This window comes from Gilliamella sp. CG25 (genome assembly GCF_046635705.1).
Lineage (GTDB): Bacteria > Pseudomonadota > Gammaproteobacteria > Enterobacterales > Orbaceae > Gilliamella > Gilliamella apicola_I.
This window is the reverse complement of record NZ_JBIDFJ010000007.1, coordinates 102,371-118,941: the sequence shown is the minus strand read 5'-3', so window position 1 is coordinate 118,941 and position 16,571 is coordinate 102,371. Positions and strand designations below refer to the sequence as shown.

General features: G+C 36.0%; 12 protein-coding genes and 1 pseudogene. 4 read left to right on the top strand and 9 right to left on the bottom strand.

Features of this window, described 5'->3' with window-relative positions; all coding sequences use genetic code 11:
- Nucleotides 1-10 precede the first annotated feature (10 nt).
- From prmA to ACGH6P_RS07180, 3 genes are read right to left on the bottom strand one after another with little or no spacing between them, the layout of a single operon-like run.
- Complete coding sequence (gene prmA, locus ACGH6P_RS07190) at nucleotides 11-877, bottom strand: 50S ribosomal protein L11 methyltransferase (protein ID WP_411597106.1); 867 nt, start codon at nucleotides 875-877, stop codon at nucleotides 11-13.
- A complete protein-coding gene (panF, locus tag ACGH6P_RS07185) occupies nucleotides 852-2,303 on the bottom strand; it encodes a sodium/pantothenate symporter (RefSeq protein WP_411597105.1) in 1,452 nt (483 codons plus the stop codon). The genes prmA and panF overlap by 26 nt, the downstream gene beginning before the upstream one ends.
- A 7-nt stretch (nucleotides 2,304-2,310) precedes the next feature.
- Entirely contained in the window at nucleotides 2,311-2,598 is a 288-nt protein-coding gene (locus ACGH6P_RS07180; RefSeq protein WP_411597104.1) for a YhdT family protein, read from the bottom strand.
- A 126-nt stretch (nucleotides 2,599-2,724) separates the two neighbouring features.
- On the opposite strand from ACGH6P_RS07180, the gene ilvC reads away from it, so the two are divergent.
- On the top strand, nucleotides 2,725-4,203 hold the full coding sequence (gene ilvC, locus ACGH6P_RS07175; RefSeq protein WP_220215362.1) for a ketol-acid reductoisomerase: 1,479 nt from the start codon (nucleotides 2,725-2,727) through the stop codon (nucleotides 4,201-4,203).
- A gap of 307 nt (nucleotides 4,204-4,510) precedes the next feature.
- Nucleotides 4,511-5,080, top strand: a complete 570-nt coding sequence (locus tag ACGH6P_RS07170; protein ID WP_411590692.1) for a cell division protein ZapC — start codon at nucleotides 4,511-4,513, stop codon at nucleotides 5,078-5,080.
- A 374-nt stretch (nucleotides 5,081-5,454) separates the two neighbouring features.
- On the opposite strand, the gene ACGH6P_RS07165 is transcribed toward ACGH6P_RS07170, so the two are convergent.
- From ACGH6P_RS07165 to greB, 3 genes are all read right to left on the bottom strand, one after another.
- Nucleotides 5,455-6,564, bottom strand: coding sequence for a YcbX family protein (locus tag ACGH6P_RS07165; protein WP_411597131.1), 1,110 nt, complete (start codon nucleotides 6,562-6,564; stop codon nucleotides 5,455-5,457).
- 93 nt (nucleotides 6,565-6,657) lie between these two features.
- On the bottom strand, nucleotides 6,658-7,230 hold the full coding sequence (locus tag ACGH6P_RS07160; RefSeq protein WP_220225796.1) for a hypothetical protein: 573 nt from the start codon (nucleotides 7,228-7,230) through the stop codon (nucleotides 6,658-6,660).
- A 40-nt stretch (nucleotides 7,231-7,270) separates the two neighbouring features.
- The gene (greB, locus tag ACGH6P_RS07155) at nucleotides 7,271-7,753 is read right to left on the bottom strand and encodes a transcription elongation factor GreB (protein WP_411597103.1); all 483 of its coding nucleotides are present in this window, start codon (nucleotides 7,751-7,753) and stop codon (nucleotides 7,271-7,273) included.
- 44 nt (nucleotides 7,754-7,797) lie between these two features.
- On the opposite strand from greB, the pseudogene ACGH6P_RS07150 reads away from it, so the two are divergent.
- A pseudogene (locus ACGH6P_RS07150) lies at nucleotides 7,798-9,970 on the top strand (Tex family protein); the annotation flags it as partial.
- 765 nt (nucleotides 9,971-10,735) lie between these two features.
- A complete protein-coding gene (locus tag ACGH6P_RS07145; protein ID WP_411597102.1) occupies nucleotides 10,736-12,187 on the top strand; it encodes a hypothetical protein in 1,452 nt (483 codons plus the stop codon).
- Between the two features lie 231 nt (nucleotides 12,188-12,418).
- Here ACGH6P_RS07145 and ACGH6P_RS07140 read toward each other — a convergent pair whose 3' ends face one another.
- Genes ACGH6P_RS07140 through ushA form a run of 3 tightly spaced genes read right to left on the bottom strand, consistent with a single transcriptional unit; the run spans nucleotide 12,419 to nucleotide 16,551 of the window.
- Nucleotides 12,419-13,288 carry a YjjW family glycine radical enzyme activase gene (locus ACGH6P_RS07140; RefSeq protein WP_411597101.1) on the bottom strand — a complete coding sequence of 290 codons (870 nt, stop codon included), beginning with the start codon at nucleotides 13,286-13,288 and terminating at the stop codon, nucleotides 12,419-12,421.
- On the bottom strand, nucleotides 13,263-14,810 hold the full coding sequence (locus ACGH6P_RS07135; RefSeq protein WP_411597100.1) for a YjjI family glycine radical enzyme: 1,548 nt from the start codon (nucleotides 14,808-14,810) through the stop codon (nucleotides 13,263-13,265). The genes ACGH6P_RS07140 and ACGH6P_RS07135 overlap by 26 nt, the downstream gene beginning before the upstream one ends.
- Before the next feature lie 55 nt (nucleotides 14,811-14,865).
- Complete coding sequence (gene ushA, locus ACGH6P_RS07130) at nucleotides 14,866-16,551, bottom strand: bifunctional UDP-sugar hydrolase/5'-nucleotidase UshA (protein WP_411597099.1); 1,686 nt, start codon at nucleotides 16,549-16,551, stop codon at nucleotides 14,866-14,868.
- Between the last annotated feature and the right edge of the window lie 20 nt (nucleotides 16,552-16,571).

Sequence of the window (16,571 nt, the reverse complement as noted above, 5' to 3'; positions counted from 1 at the left end):
TGTCATTTTTTTACTTTTTTTTGCCAGTAATTCGACACCATTCTTCTTGCTCAGCGACGGGATCAAGATCAAAATGGGGTTGGTAAGCGGTACAGACGCTTTGAGATTGAGAAGTCAAAATACCCGATAATCCAAGTAATCCCGCTGGTTTAATCAGACTATTGATATTAGGTTCAAGTTCTTTTAGTGGTCCAGCCAAAATGTTGGCGACTAAAACATCAGCTTGTAAATTATCAGGAATATCTTTAGTTAAATAAAGTTCAATGTCATGACTTACATTGTTACGTTCTGCATTATCTCGACTGGCTTGAATAGCTTGAGGATCAATGTCAATGCCGATGACACGTTTTGCTCCTAGTTTTAGTGCAGCAATGGCGAGAATTCCCGAACCACAACCGTAATCAATCACTAATTTATCTTTTAAGTCTAAGCTATCAAGCCATTTAAGACATAACGCAGTGGTAGGGTGGGTACCTGTTCCAAAAGCTAAACCTGGATCTAACATAACATTGATCGCATTAGGATCAGGGACTGGGCGCCAACTTGGACAAATCCATAAGCGTTGACCAAATTGCATAGGATGAAAATTGTCCATCCACTCGCGTTCCCAATCTTTATCCTCTAATTGTTCGAATTTATAAGAATATTGATCAAGATTTAATATTGCTTTCAATTCATCTAAATCAGTTTGAGCATCGTAAAGCCCAATTACATCTGTATTACCCCAAAGTTTTGTTTCACCAGGTAAGGGTTCATACACAGGCGTATCATAGGTATCTTGAAATGTGACAGATAACGCCCCTGATTCTTCCAAAAGCTCACTTATTGGTTCAGCAAGTTCACTTGTTGTGTTAATTTTGAGTTGAATCCAAGGCATAATTTTTCCTTAAGTTACCAAATATATTGGCGATGATAAAAACAACCAATCCAATAATTAATGAAGGAACAATTGGATGGAAAGAATAAATTTTAATGTCATAAGCGGCTAAAAAGGTATAACTAATGGCACCTGCAAACATTGAACATAATGCGCCGGTTGCATTAGCTTTCTTCCAATATAAGCCAAGTACCAAAGGCCATAAAAATACCGCTTCCAGCCCACCAAAAGCAAGTAAATTTAACCAAATTATCATATCCGGTGGATTCCAAGCTGCTAAAATGAGCAGTGCGCCAAAAATAAAGGTAATGATAACTGATATTCGCGTTAAGGTTTTGTCACTGCATTTTGTTTCAGGTTTTATGCTTAAAAACAGATCTTTTATAATCACTGAAGAGACTTGTAACAGTTGCGCGTTAATGGTTGACATAATCGCAGCCAGAGGCGCAGCCAAAAAGATGCCCGCTGCGAGTGGCGACATCACTTTAATAATTAAAGTTGGAACAATTTGATCGGGAATGGTTAAATCATCAATAATTGCTCGCCCAAGTGCACCAGAAAGGTGCATGGTTAACATAATAACTGTAACAACAATCGTACCGATAATGATGCCCCGATGTACCGCTTTACTGTCTTTATACGCCATACAACGTACTGCTGTATGCGGTAAACCAACCACACCAAAACAGACTAAAATCCAGAATGATGCCATAAATGGAAAGTCCATAAAATTGCCAGGGCCTTGTGGGGTTAATAATGCAGGATCGATTTCTTTTAAACGCTCAACAATAGCCGTTAATCCACCACCAGCATAAATAATGGCGGTTAAAAGTAATATTGAGCCAATGATCATCACTAAACCTTGGAAAGCATCGTTTAAGATACTTGCACGAAATCCACCAAATGCAGTATATATCACCGTACCAATACCGAAAATAAGTAGACCGAGTTTATAAGGTATGCCTACTGAAGATTCTAATAAACGGGCACCACCGACAAACTGAACAGTCATTGCACCGACAAAGGCGACGACTAAAGCAATACTGGCAAACCAGACAATGGTTTTACTTTTATAATGAGCATAAAGCATATCACTTAGCGTGATAGCATTATACTTGCGCGCTAAAATGGCAAATTTTTTACCCAAAATTCCCAGAGATAGCAGAACAGTAGGGACTTGAATCATAGACAACAATACCCAGCCTAGTCCATATTTATAAGCAGCACCAGGCCCCCCTATAAACGAACTGGCACTGATGTAAGTTGCCGCCAGTGTCATGGCGAGCAAAAATCCCCCCATTGTTCGATTACCAATAAAGTAATCAGTAAATTGATTGACTTTTTTGCGTTTAACATAAGCATAGATAGATAAGGCAAACACAAAAATAAGATAGATGACTAGCGGTAATATAATATCTAAATGCATTGTTTGATCACTTAGTTTGTTCTAATGAGATGTTTTTGAAATGAAATTTTACAACGATCCAGCATAATAAAATAAACCCGACAGGTACCATAATGCAGGATAATTCAAACCATAATGGAAGCCCCAAAAAGCCAGTCCTATCGCCAGCGCCGTAAGCACAAACAATCCAGCCAAGAAGATAAATAATTGTTAATAACAGTGAAAGCTTAGCTTCTTTATTTGCTTGCTTATATCGTGTATCCATATTGAATAATTTATCAATAATTAAATAGTGGCTTAGAGTAAAAGAAAGCATTACATTTAGCAAGTATATTGCATTTTATGCAATATAATTTTTTAAATATATCAATTTTCGCAACAATTAAATTCAGCTATAGTGTTGGACAATTCGATTATGACAAATAAATTAATGGAGATCCCAATGTCAAACTATTTTAATACACTGAATTTACGTGAAAAATTACACCAACTTGGTCAATGCCGTTTTATGGCTCGTGATGAATTTGCATCAGAAGCCGATTTTTTAAAAGGCAAAAAAATTGTAATAGTAGGATGTGGTGCGCAAGGTCTGAATCAAGGTTTAAATATGCGGGATTCAGGACTTGATATTGCCTATGCTTTACGTAAAGAAGCGATTGCAGAAAAGCGTCCTTCATGGAAAAAAGCAACTGAAAATGGATTTAAAGTAGGCAGTTATGAAGAGTTAATTCCTACAGCTGATTTAGTGATTAATTTAACACCTGACAAACAACACTCAGCGGTAGTAAAAGCAGTACAACCATTGATGAAACAGGGAGCCGCTTTAGGTTATTCTCATGGTTTTAATATTGTTGAAGTTGGCGAAAAAATTCGTCCTGATATCACGGTTGTCATGGTTGCGCCGAAGTGTCCAGGAACAGAGGTACGTGAAGAGTATAAACGAGGATTTGGTGTTCCGACTCTGATCGCCGTTCACCCTGAAAACGATCCTAAAGGTGAAGGTTTAGCTATCGCCAAAGCATGGGCGGCGGCTACCGGTGGACATCGTGCTGGTGTTTTACAGTCTTCATTTGTTGCTGAAGTTAAATCTGATCTTATGGGAGAACAAACGATCCTTTGCGGTATGTTGCAAACAGGGTCATTACTTTGTTTTGATAAACTTGTGGCAGACGGTGTGGATCCGGCTTATGCATGTAAATTATTACAATTTGGTTGGGAAACCATTACCGAAGCATTGAAACAAGGTGGTATTACCTTAATGATGGATCGCTTGTCGAATCCGGCTAAGTTACGCGCTAATGCATTAGCTAAAGAATTAAAAGTGATCATGACTGATCTTTATCGTAAACATATGGATGATATTATTTCGGGTGAATTTTCAGCAACCATGATGAAAGACTGGGCAAATGATGATGCTAACTTATTAAAATGGCGTAAAGAAACCGGTGAAACAGCCTTTGAAAAAGCCGCTGAATACCAAGGTAAAATTGATGAACAAGCCTACTTTGATCAGGGTGTAGTCATGGTCGCTATGGTAAAAGCTGGGGTTGAACTTGCTTTTGAAACCATGCTTGAGTCAGGTATTTTACCAGAATCAGCTTATTATGAATCCTTACATGAACTTCCTTTAATTGCCAATACCATTGCCCGTAAGCGTTTATATGAAATGAATGTGGTGATATCTGATACTGCTGAATATGGTAATTATCTTTTCGCTAATGCAGCGATCCCATTATTAAAAGAAAAATTTATGCCAATGTTACAATCGGGCGATCTTGGTAAAGCGATCCCAGAAGGTAGCGTTGATAATGCGCAATTACGTGATGTAAATGATGAAATTCGTCATCACCCAATTGAAATTATTGGCCGTAAATTAAGAAGCTATATGACTGATATGAAACGTATCAATGTTGCCAGTTAATCAATCAATTAGCCAAGGCTTGGTCGTAAAAAGGTGCTTAATTGCACCTTTTTTTATGGATAAATGTTAGAAAAAATGGCTGGTTTGTTAAAGTTAAATTTTAGTATTAAATTTGATGTGATCTTAAAGGATCGCAAATGGGATCAAAAGGATCTAACTTAGATCGTTTTGATCTTGATAATGGATCACTAAAATTTTTAAAAATTATATAATTAAATAAATTTTATTTTACTTTTTTATTTATTTTTTACCTAAATTATGTTATCTTTTATGTAATTTTTTAATTTTATGGAGGGATAACATATCAATGAAAATTGCTTTTCGACCAACAGATTGTTGGCGTTGGTATTTTGATAATCAATATGATAGTTTGATGCTTGAAGTATCAAACGATATGTTATTTCGTTCATGTTATTCCAGTAAAATGTTAATTCCTGATGTTTTTAGGGAATTTCCATTTTCAGTGAGTGATGCAACATCCTATTATCAATTTTATGATAGTTGTCAAATATTGGCATTAACTGACTCGCAAAAGATTGAATTATCCATTAATGCCATTGTTGCGGCTAATTTTATTAAACCTCAAATGCCAAAAAGTTGGTATTTTTGCCAACAACCTAAGCTATATCGTCCTAAATTAGCGGACATTGTTGAAGTCAGCATGCAAGAAGGTGATCAACGGGTTTTTTTATTAGTTGTTGAAGCGGGTGAAAATGCTTCACTATGTATTATTGCTCAACCTACATTTGTGGCAATGAATAAAACATTTTATTTTTCCGAAGCAATTAAAGTGATGAATGATCGACTGGCGCCAATCCAAAAAAATGTCATGGATCAGAGTTCGTTGATAGACCTTAAGTTAGAAGCCATTTCGTAAACAATACCATTCTAATCCGACTATTGTCTTGTCAGTAAAACTTAATTTCGATTTAAACCTGTTATATTTTGATTTTGTTATTCACAGCAGGTTGTGAAGCAGGCAATGTATTGATCTGATTAATCGATGACTTAAACGGGATTTTCGTTACGGTATCGCAGTTGAATGCTTTAAAACTGAATACAAATGACTTTAAAGGATAGCATTTAGCATCAACGGTTTTAAAATGAAGCCATATAACATTATTAACGTATTGATTGGCAGGCTAACTTGTCATCATAGTGGGGTAATAATTTATTAAGTGTCAATCAACCATTTTAATCAATAATTAACGATTTATTATTGATAAATCGGGATTATATAACCAATGATCATTAAGGTTTTTTTATTAATTCAATTTTGATATCACCCTCAGGTATACAACTACAAGCTAAAATACGGTGATCGCGTTTTATTGCAGATTGAGTAAGAGGATTCACTTTTCCTTGTTTTAATACCACTGCACATTTACCACAAATTCCAACTCTGCATGAATAAGGGAGAGTAATATTATGTTGTTCCAGTTGTTCTAAAATAGTCTGTTGTTGATTTCCTTTGATTGTATTGTTCTCAAAAGTAATATTACACTGTTCGTGGTTAAACCGATTATTTTCGGGAAAAGATTTTAAATACTTTTTGGCCGGTTGCTTTTCAAGTATCTCAACAGGATCGTCAATTGATATTGATCCGACATTGCGAGCTATCATATTCATTCCAAAATCTATTTCCCCTTGCTCATCAGTCCGAAAATAGCGGAGCGTATTGAGTGGTTCATTATTAGCTAAAGGCTTTGCTGTATTAATATTAAAAGTGGTAAGTACACAGCGACTACACGGTTTAACGATATCAAAAATGACATCGCCAATTTTAATTGTTTTCCAGCCATCTTCGGCAAAAGGAAGCGCACCTTGAATGATGATATTGCTTCGAAACTGCTGAATATCGAGCTTTTCCAAGCATCTTTGTTGTAAATAATTGAATGATGCTTCATTCAATAGTAGATAAGGATAGCCATCTGCAAAGCTTACCGGTGTTTGAGGATATCGTTTTGTTCGTCTTGTCAAATTAGTGCCAATCCAACGCAGTTGCACATTTTTTTGAAGAATGTGACTAAAAAATTGGTTTAGTCTGATTGGTGCAATATGAGACGTAAAATGGTTACCCCAAACTTCGGTTGGTTCATTAGTTTCAATAAATTCATCAAATTGAATTGCTATTGATTCGTTATTTGACGTTGAAACAACAATACTGTTGTTAACTATAGCTGTTTTTAGTTTTAAAAGCTCAGGAAATTGTCTTGCGGTGATAAATGTTCCGTCAGGTTCACTAATCATCAATACACGATCATATTTGAATCCCCCTTCAACAACATTCGACGTATTTAGGGGAATACCTGCAAGCGATTTAATCGGATAGATAAATAGTTGACTGACAGCGCTCATAATAAATAAAGTGATGAGTAAAAATGATCTTAATTGTAAACTGAATTCATCGTAATTTATAGGCAGTAGATAGTACGCCTATAAATAATCGATTGGCTACATAGGCAGATCTTGTAGAACTTTAGCATATTTTACTACATAGTCTAGGAAAATATTAGCAGAAGAAATGTAATAAACGAAATGTCCTTTAGTTATGATAGCATGAGGACCTTTATTTACTCCGCAGTGGTAACCAGGATTTAATTGAAGCTCTGATTTTTCAATTATTTTCTTATATTTTTCAGCTTCAATCGTAGAATCAAATGTTAATATCAAAACAGAAAAAGAAGGATAATATTTATTGTAAATACGGGTATTACTTTTAAAACCGTACCATTTTATACCAGATCCATTAAATTGATAATATTGATTCGAATTACAATCAGAGAAGCGAACCGAGCCGGATCGTTCAAAATAGAGTCGTTCATCTTGATTGAATCCATCTTGATTAAGTCTCTTAAAGAAAGCATCTAATTTGCCAAATTCGACTTGATCAAATTTTAAGGTTAATTCAGTATATGGTACTGAGGATGTTCTATTATTGAGTTGAAAAAAATAATAAAAAATTATTATTAGTAATATTATTAAAAAAAATATGCATTGAAAAAACAAAATTTTTCTTCTTTTCATACCAAACCCCTAATTCCTTAATGATTAATTTGTTAAAATGTTATGTAATTGGAGTATAGCTAATTTCAAGGATAAAAAAATAAGTTTTACCACTAGGTGTCATTACTGATATTTCATCGTCAACTTTATGACCAATTAACGCTCTGGCAACAGGACTATTAATAGAAATCCAATTTTTTTTAGGATCAAATTCATCGGCTCCTACAATGCGGTAAATTTGTACATGACCGGATTCATCTTCTAGTTTAACCCAAGCACCAAAAAATACTTTGCCTTCTTGCCTTGGATCAGGATCGATAATGGTTAATATTTCTAGGTGTTTTGTTAAAAATCGTACTCGTCTGTCAATTTCACGCAATCGTCGTTTTCCATAAATATATTCTGCATTTTCACTCCGATCGCCAAGGGCTGCCGCATCAGATACAGCTTGAGTAACACGGGGTCTTTCTTCTTTCCATAAATATTTCAATTCACGATCGAGTGCCAAGTAGCCCTCTCTTGTTATATAATTAGCTTTTTGCATAATAAGTTTACATTCCGTTAATCGACGAGATATACAGAGATATCATGATAAATAATCAAATAAGCCATATTATAGCGGGTGAATTGACAGTAAAACCAGAACAAGTTTTAGCTGCTATTCAATTATTAGATGAAGGAAGCACTGTTCCTTTTATTGCGCGTTATCGTAAAGAAGTGACCGGTGGGTTAGATGATACCCAACTACGTACTTTAGATAGTCGGTTAGGTTATCTGCGAGAACTTGAAGATCGTAAACAAACGATATTAAAGTCAATTGAGGAACAAGGAAAACTCACCCCAGAACTGAGTCAAAAAATTACCCAAACACTTAGTAAAACTGAACTTGAAGATCTCTATCTACCCTATAAACCTAAACGCCGTACACGGGGACAAATTGCTATTGAAGCAGGACTTGAACCATTGGCCGATGCGTTATGGAATAATCCATCACTTGATCCTGATAGCGAAGCGGAAAAATTCTTCAATTCTGAAAAAGGAATCGTCGATACCAAATCTGCATTGGATGGGGCACGATACATCTTAATGGAACGATTTGCCGAAGATGCGGCATTACTGGCTAAGGTGCGCCATTATCTATGGAATAATGCGCATTTAGTTTCGCAAGTGGTTGCAGGTAAAGAAGAAGAAGGAGCAAAATTTCGTGATTATTTTGCGCAAAGCGAACTGATTTCAAAAGTGCCTTCTCATCGTGCTTTAGCGATGTTCAGAGGACGAAATGAAGGCTTTTTACAACTTTCACTTAACGCCGATCCGCAATTTGAAGAAATGCCAAAAGAGAGCTATTGCGAGCAAATTATTACTGAGCATTTAGGGATTCATTTTAATGATCAACCTGCAGATAAATGGCGTAAAGCAGTTATTAATTGGACATGGCGAATTAAGATTTTAATGCACATGGAAACCGAACTGATGACCACTTTACGTGAGCAGGCGGAGGAAGAAGCGATCAATGTGTTTGCCGCTAACTTGCATGATATGTTAATGGCTGCGCCGGCAGGGATGAAAGTTACCATGGGAATGGATCCAGGATTACGAACAGGCGTAAAAATTGCTGTTGTTGACGCAACTGGTAAATTAGTCGCAACTGAAACGATTTATCCGCATACCGGGCAAGCGGATAAAGCGGCAATGATTGTTGCGGCGCTATGCATTAAATACCAAGTTGAATTAGTGGCGATTGGTAATGGCACGGCATCGCGTGAAACCGAACGTTTTTATCTCGATGTACAAAAAAAATATCCTGAAGTCAAAGGTCAAAAAGTCATTGTGAGTGAAGCAGGCGCATCGGTCTATTCCGCATCTGAGCTAGCCGCTCAAGAATTTCCTGATTTGGATGTATCAATACGTGGTGCGGTATCGATAGCTCGCCGACTACAAGATCCATTAGCCGAACTGGTAAAAATTGATCCAAAATCAATTGGTGTTGGTCAGTATCAACATGATGTTAGCCAAACTCAGCTCGCTAAAAAACTGGATGCTGTTGTGGAAGATGGCGTAAATGCCGTTGGCGTAAATTTAAATACGGCTTCGATGATGCTGTTAGCTCGCATAGCGGGACTGAATAAAGTTATTGCACAAAATATTGTCAATTGGCGTAATGAAAATGGAAAATTTTCTAATCGTAAACAGTTATTAAAAGTTTCACGCCTTGGGCCTAAAGCCTATGAACAATGCGCTGGATTTTTGCGTATTATGGATGGAGACAATCCACTTGATGCATCTGCTGTTCACCCCGAAGCTTATCCGGTTGTGGAACGCATTTTAGATAAAAATCATAAATCATTAAAAGAGATTTTAGGTGACTCGAAATATTTAAACTCACTCAAAGCAGTTGATTATGTTGATGACCATTTTGGTGTGCCAACCGTGACCGATATTATCAAAGAACTTGATAAACCCGGACGCGATCCACGGCCTGAATTTAAAACAGCTCAATTTGCCGATAATATCGAAACCATGGACGATTTGAAAGTGGGCATGGTCATGGAAGGTGCGGTAACAAATGTGACTAACTTTGGTGCATTTGTTGACATTGGTGTACATCAAGATGGGTTAGTGCATATATCAGCCTTATCTGATAAGTTTGTTGAAGATCCTCGAAGCGTGGTTAAAGCCGGTGATATTGTCAAAGTTAAAGTGATGGAAGTCGATATTGCGCGCAAACGTATTGCTTTATCGATGCGACTTGATGATCCAACAACGCCAAACTCTGAAGGTGCTAAATCAAGAATTAACAAATCAACCAGCACGGCTAAAAATACACAGTCAACGCCTATTACCAATAGTGCAATGGGTAATGCTTTTGCCGCAGCTTTTAAAAAGGGAAAATAGCGGCGTTAATATGTGTTCCATAAAACGAAAAGGAGGCTAACGCCTTCTTTTTGTTTAATGTTTATTTCATAACATTTTAATAAAATTACTAATAATAAATACAATGGTTAAAAATAAAATCAGTTAGGTTAACTTATTTAGCTTGTGTATTTTTCCATCCAATATTCATCTGAAAGCCATTAAATAATGATAAATCAATATTTAGTTATTCCATATTACTCATATTATTATATACTATACACAATTGATTCAGTTATTTGTAGTCTTGCACAATTAGTTATCTGTAATTAATCAAATGGTTAGTTTAATTAAACTGTTTTAAGCTGATCTACTATATAGCACTCCTTAATTTAATATTCTTAAAAAGAATAGTTAACAATACTAGAATATTGCACTGTTTTTTAGAACGATATAGTCCATTGTTACCAATTTATTCAATAAAATAGACCTTTACATGGATGCAATTAACAACTTTCGAATAGTTTTTAGCGTGTATGCTGTTTTTTTTATAAATTTAAAATGTAATCGGTAACAATTTTATCAACGTTTTGATAAATTTGTCGTTCACTAAAACTTCAAATCAATAACTTTGTTTCAACTTATAGACAAGCTTATGGGTAGAGGAATTAGCATGAATAGTGATATGTTTGTTTTCAAAAAACTTTATTTGATGCAATTTATATTGAATATTGCCGTTATTGCTATTTTTGGGCTTTTTTGTCGCATTGCTTTAGCAGGATTATCTGTTTCTACGACCACTGTGGAATATATTCACGGTAATCCACCAGATATTCTTGAAACCGCTGACACCAAAGTCTTAAACGGAATTCAATTCAAATTAAACATTGATGGTCTTGATCCGGCAATTGTTTCGCCGGGGCCTGCCAATAAGATTTCTGTTGCCTACAATACTTCACCTAGTCTGTATTCATTTGCTGTTGATACTTCAAGTTTAAATGAAAGTGATATCAATGATGTGGATGGTGATAAATTAGCTACCAGCGATAGTTTTATCATTCAATCGATTAATGCTGAGTGGCGCGACCAGAACAATAATGTTATTCCTTCTGATTCTACAGCATTTTTGGGTAGTGATGTGTGTAATTCATCTACGGCTAATGCAAAATCATCGGTAAAAGTGACGATTCAATTTATTGCTAAAACTCAGTACGGTGAGCCTGATACTTCAGAACCAAGAGAAGTATCAAAAACATTTGAAGTAAGTGCTGATGACGGTATCTGTTTTATCCGACCCGGTATACTGGCTTTGATTACTCACAATGGTTGGGATGAAGGTGGGAACTATGCGCCTTATGGTGCTGATACAATAGATGTTAATCCTTCTTATAACAGCGATCAATTTACTATTCATCAAGGCTTTAAGGCCACTGCAAAAGATCAAAATGGTAATTATTTCCCAACTTATGCTTTTCCGGAAGCTCGTTTCAGAATTGTACCTGTCAATCCAATATATGATTATAGTTATACCTTGGTCAAAAATCCAAATAATTCATTAGTTAATACTGCACGTGATTCAAATGCTGATTCTAAAAGTGAATTTAAATTTACTGACAATGTACCTGGTCAAGGTGATAAATTTGTCATATTAGTGACGAATAATCGAACGCTAGCACAGTTTTATTATACTTTTTCTATAAAACATTGGTTATATTTCTTAAATAACCTTCCGGGTAATTGGCAAAATTCAAATAGATTATGTCAAAACAATAATGACAGATTGCCAACACGAGCTGAGATTACAAACTCGTCTTTAGCTTACACTCCAACCACTAATGATAACTATTATGTAAAAAATAATGGGTACAAAAGAGCAATTGGTGAAGGATTAACACCAGAATGGGGTAAAGTTTACTTCTATGCACCTTTAGATATTATTGGTCGAGATATGTTAAATGGTTTGTCAAATTTGAAAAATTTCATCTATTATGATTTCTATTTCACCAATGAACAATCATCAGTAAAAGATATATATGGAAATAATCGATACTACAGTGTAGGGATTGTAGAAGGTAACGTTATTGTTGAACCAGATATAGCATATACCTTATGTGTTAAATATTAGAGAATATATAAAATTATCTGCTTTTTCAAAAAGTGCAGTTAAAGTAATAAGATAATATCTTTAAATTTAATATTGAGTTTCCACTAAATGAGCAGATTTAAAAACCTGCTCATTTTTATTGTAAAAATTTTACAATAATAAGGATGTAGGTCGATATCTCAATTTTTTTAATTAGCTCGTCATCGTCCTGATATTTTGGCTATTTTCACATTAATCAAAACTATTTAATTATCATGATAAGTAAACAGTGGGCAAAATAATATTTTTCAGCCCAAATTGTTTTAACTCAGTAGCAAAATTTTCGACATGTTGTTTTGATGCTGGTTCCCATGTTTTGGCTATTCCTTGGACACCATGGTGGTGAAAAGCATTGATTCTCACTCTCATACTCGGATCCAACGCCAATAAAAAGTGCGCGATTTGTTCTGCCTTATTTTGAAGATCCGTATGAGTTGGGATGATCAAGAATCTGACTTCGTGTAATTTTTGGATCTTTGAAAGATATTCTATTGTTTTTATGACTCGATGATTATCTCTGCCGGTTAACTTTTTATGAACTTGGGTATCCCAAGCTTTAAGATCAATCATCGCACCATCCATGACATTCACTACTTTTTGCCAACCCGTTTGAGATAAATAACCATTGCTATCAATAAAACAGGTTAAATGTTTTAAGTCATAGGCATGTTTAATGGCATGAAACAGTTTTTCAATAAAAGGTAATTGAATGGTCGCTTCCCCGCCACTGAGCGTAATACCATTTAAAAAGGGAAGGTATTTTCGAATGATGTTTAGTATATCCTCAACACTATATCGGTAAGTCATTGGTGTTGAGTGATATTGGCAAGTCTGAAGGCAAGTATCACATTGCTGGCAAGCTGATGTTTGCCAGATAACTTGATGATGACTAAACGTTAACGCCTGATGTGGACATGTGGCGACACAGTCACCACAATCCTGACATAGTGAAATGGTATAAGGATTGTGGCAATTTAAGCATTTAAAATTACAGCCTTGTAAAAATATAACTAATCGATTTCCAGGCCCATCAACGCAAGAAAAGGGTAAAAGTTTATTAACGATTGCCCATGACTTGTTCATGACTGATCACCCGTGGTGTACGGCATAAATAGCTATTATTAACGGTATCTTGTGCGGCTTCACTACCTAAAAATGTGGTATTAATCCGTGAACCTTCTTCTTTATATTTTTTGAAATCTGATAATCTCACCATGTAGCCCGTTACTCGTACCAGATCATTACCACTAATATTGGCGGTAAACTCTCGGAAGCCAAATTGAAATGCCGCTTTACAAATTTGCAGTAAAGCGGAAGGATTATTTTTAATGGTTTCATCAATCGTTAAAATATCACTAATGCCTGATGTATAATAGTGGTGATGTTTAAACAGTGCCATAATATGGGTAACAGGATCCGGCTCGTGACCATAAGGAATTCGTAAGCCCGGTGTAGTGCCTCTATCCGTGCTGATGCCAGATTGAGCATGTAACATAGCTTTACCTTGCCAAGCATGGTTAATTTTATGATGATTAATAAAGTCGGCTAATTGTTTAGAAATGGTGGTAGCCAGTTCATTAGCATCTTCATCGACACCATAGCGACCCGCTAAGTTCGATTTTTCTTGTAGTATATTAATCGCTTCAGCCATAGCATAAATACCAAACATGGGTGCAAATCGGTTGGCATCAATTAACCCTTCTTTTACTAAAAAACTATTTTGAAAAAAGTTTGATTTTTCGTACAAAAAGGCTGAACGGGCTTTGATTAAATTTAATTGTAGTTGGCAGTAATAGGGTAGCGTATTTTGCAGAAAATCATCAATATGTTGACTGCGTTTTGCCACTTCTTTTAAGTTGATTCTTGAGAGGGTACTGCCACCACCAGCGATAGGTAAGGAGTTATAACAGCTGACAACGCCATAGCCTTTTTCATCAAAATCTTTTTGAATCATCTGATTATTGGCGATATGAGGTTTAGCCGTTTCGCAAATATTGCCTATTGCAACGGATAGTAACGCTTCTGGTGTGATGTTTTCATCATAGATAAAGGTTAAATTTGGTGCAACTTGTTTGAGTTCTTTGTCCACACGTAAAATTAGACGACAAATAATATTATCAGTTGGTCCAATGTTGGCATGCATAAAAGCATCAGGTAAATTACGATCTAACATTATCCAAAAATGTCTTAATCGTTGATAAAGTTCATCTTCAGTGAGATCCCCAACATAGGGTAACAATATTTGATCTAAACAACCCAGATAAACAGGCATGCCGGTAACGGATGGTACATGATGATAAGCAATAGTCAGCATATTTAAGGCATCATCAAACGTTTTGGCGGGGTCAAGTTCTAACCACTCAGAGCCTTGTTTAAGAAATTTAGCATAATCAGGTAATACATATCGAGGCTTATAAGGCGCATGACCCTCAAACATATCACAAATAACATTTTCGTCTAACGCTTTTCGGGTTTCATTATCAAGATCAACATAAGGCAGGTTATTTTCTGCCGCTAATGCCAATAAGTTGGCTTTCTGTTTGGGTGATAAATTAGGATCGGTGACGATTTGATAACAACTGCTTTGGAACTCTGTCATGTGCATATTAACCTCGATACTAAAAAGCAAATTTATTTAATTTAAATGGTGAACCTAATGATTATTTTTCGATAATCATGCGTATTGGTTCATAATCAGCAGCATTAATTGGCGAATGAGTTTCAAAATACTGTTTTACAACATCCGCATCACGATAACCAGTATCCACATAAGTAGGTAATGTGTTGATTATCGGATAGCCGTCTCCGCCCATCGCTAAAAAATCCAATGTCACCAGACGATACTTCTTTTGTAAGTCAATGGGTTGTTGATTGATTTTGACATTTTCAATATTTTCACCTGAGCGCGTTAAGGTAATATTTCTTAGATGAGTAAAGCCACCTGATCCTTGCTTTTTGCTCAATGCAACGTTAAGGTAGTCAATCAATTCACGTCCGGTTAACTCGACATAAACCACACTATTGCCAAAAGGTTCAACTTTAAGAATATCTCGATAAGCAATATCGCCTTCAATCAATGAATCTCGAATCATCCCACCCGATAAGATACCCAAGTCTGCACCTGTCTTTTCAATAAAAGCACTGAGTAATAATTGTCCTAAATTACTTTGCTGATATCGGACAATATGGCGATCGCCTTCAAGTCGACCGACCAATTCGCCGCTTTTAATTGACAGTTTTTTTCTGCCTTGTTCTTGATAAGGTTGCAATATCTGCAATAGCTGTGGGTCTTGAGGGATCTCAGTGGTGTAAAACTCAAGGCGTTTAGTGTCGTTGCCATTATCCACTTCTTTTTTAAGGTTAATAGGAATTAATTGATAATTTTTAAGTGTCAATTTTCCATTTAGAAATTCAAAATCTGCTCTACCTACGTATTTTCCCCATTCGTGAGCCTGTACTATCCAAGTCCCATTTTGTTGATCAGGTGCGCAGGGTGTACCGGGAACATATTCAGTGACTCGTTTATTTGCACTTGCCATACAAACCGGATTTTGAGAATGTCCGCCTACAATCATATTTAATTCGCCCGATTTTAAGCCTCGGGCTAATTCTACATCACCCGGCGCCATTGAACCGTGTTCACCATTTTCGTAGTGTCCCATATGGGTCACGGCGATAATCATATCTGGGTGTTCGTTTTGTTGAATTTGAGCAATCACTTTTTGTGCTTCAGGTAATGTTTGGCGAAACTCAACACCTTGCGTATTCATGGGTGAAGCGAGATAAATGGTATCATCAGTGGTAAGACCAAATACGGCAACTCGGATACCATTTAAGTCAAACATTTTATAGGCATCAAAGACACGATTATCCGTGCCTTTGAAGTAAGTATTAGCAGACAAAAAAGGAAAATGTGCCAATTGTTGCTGTTCACGAATGATAGATAACGGATGATCAAATTCATGATTACCAACAGCCATAGCATCATAGCCTATTTCGTTCATGCCAATAAAATCCGGTTTAGCTTGAAGTACATCAGATTCGGGCACACCTGTATTAATATCACCACCTGACAAAAGTAATAATGTTCCACCTTTGGCAGTAACTTCTTTTCTGATGTCATCTACCACCGTTTTTTGAGCGGCAAGCCCATATTCACCAATTTCATTTTGCCAAAAACGACCATGATGATCGTTTGTATGTAAAATGGTGAATTGATAGGGTTGATTCTCTTTCCAAGAATGGGCTCTTGGCTGTTGCGTGATAGCATCTGCTATTGAATTGGCCGAAAATAGTCCCAAAGCAAGGGCTAGTGATAGTTTTTTAGTTATATTTAAATAATACATGGTGTCTCCTAATTCCTTAT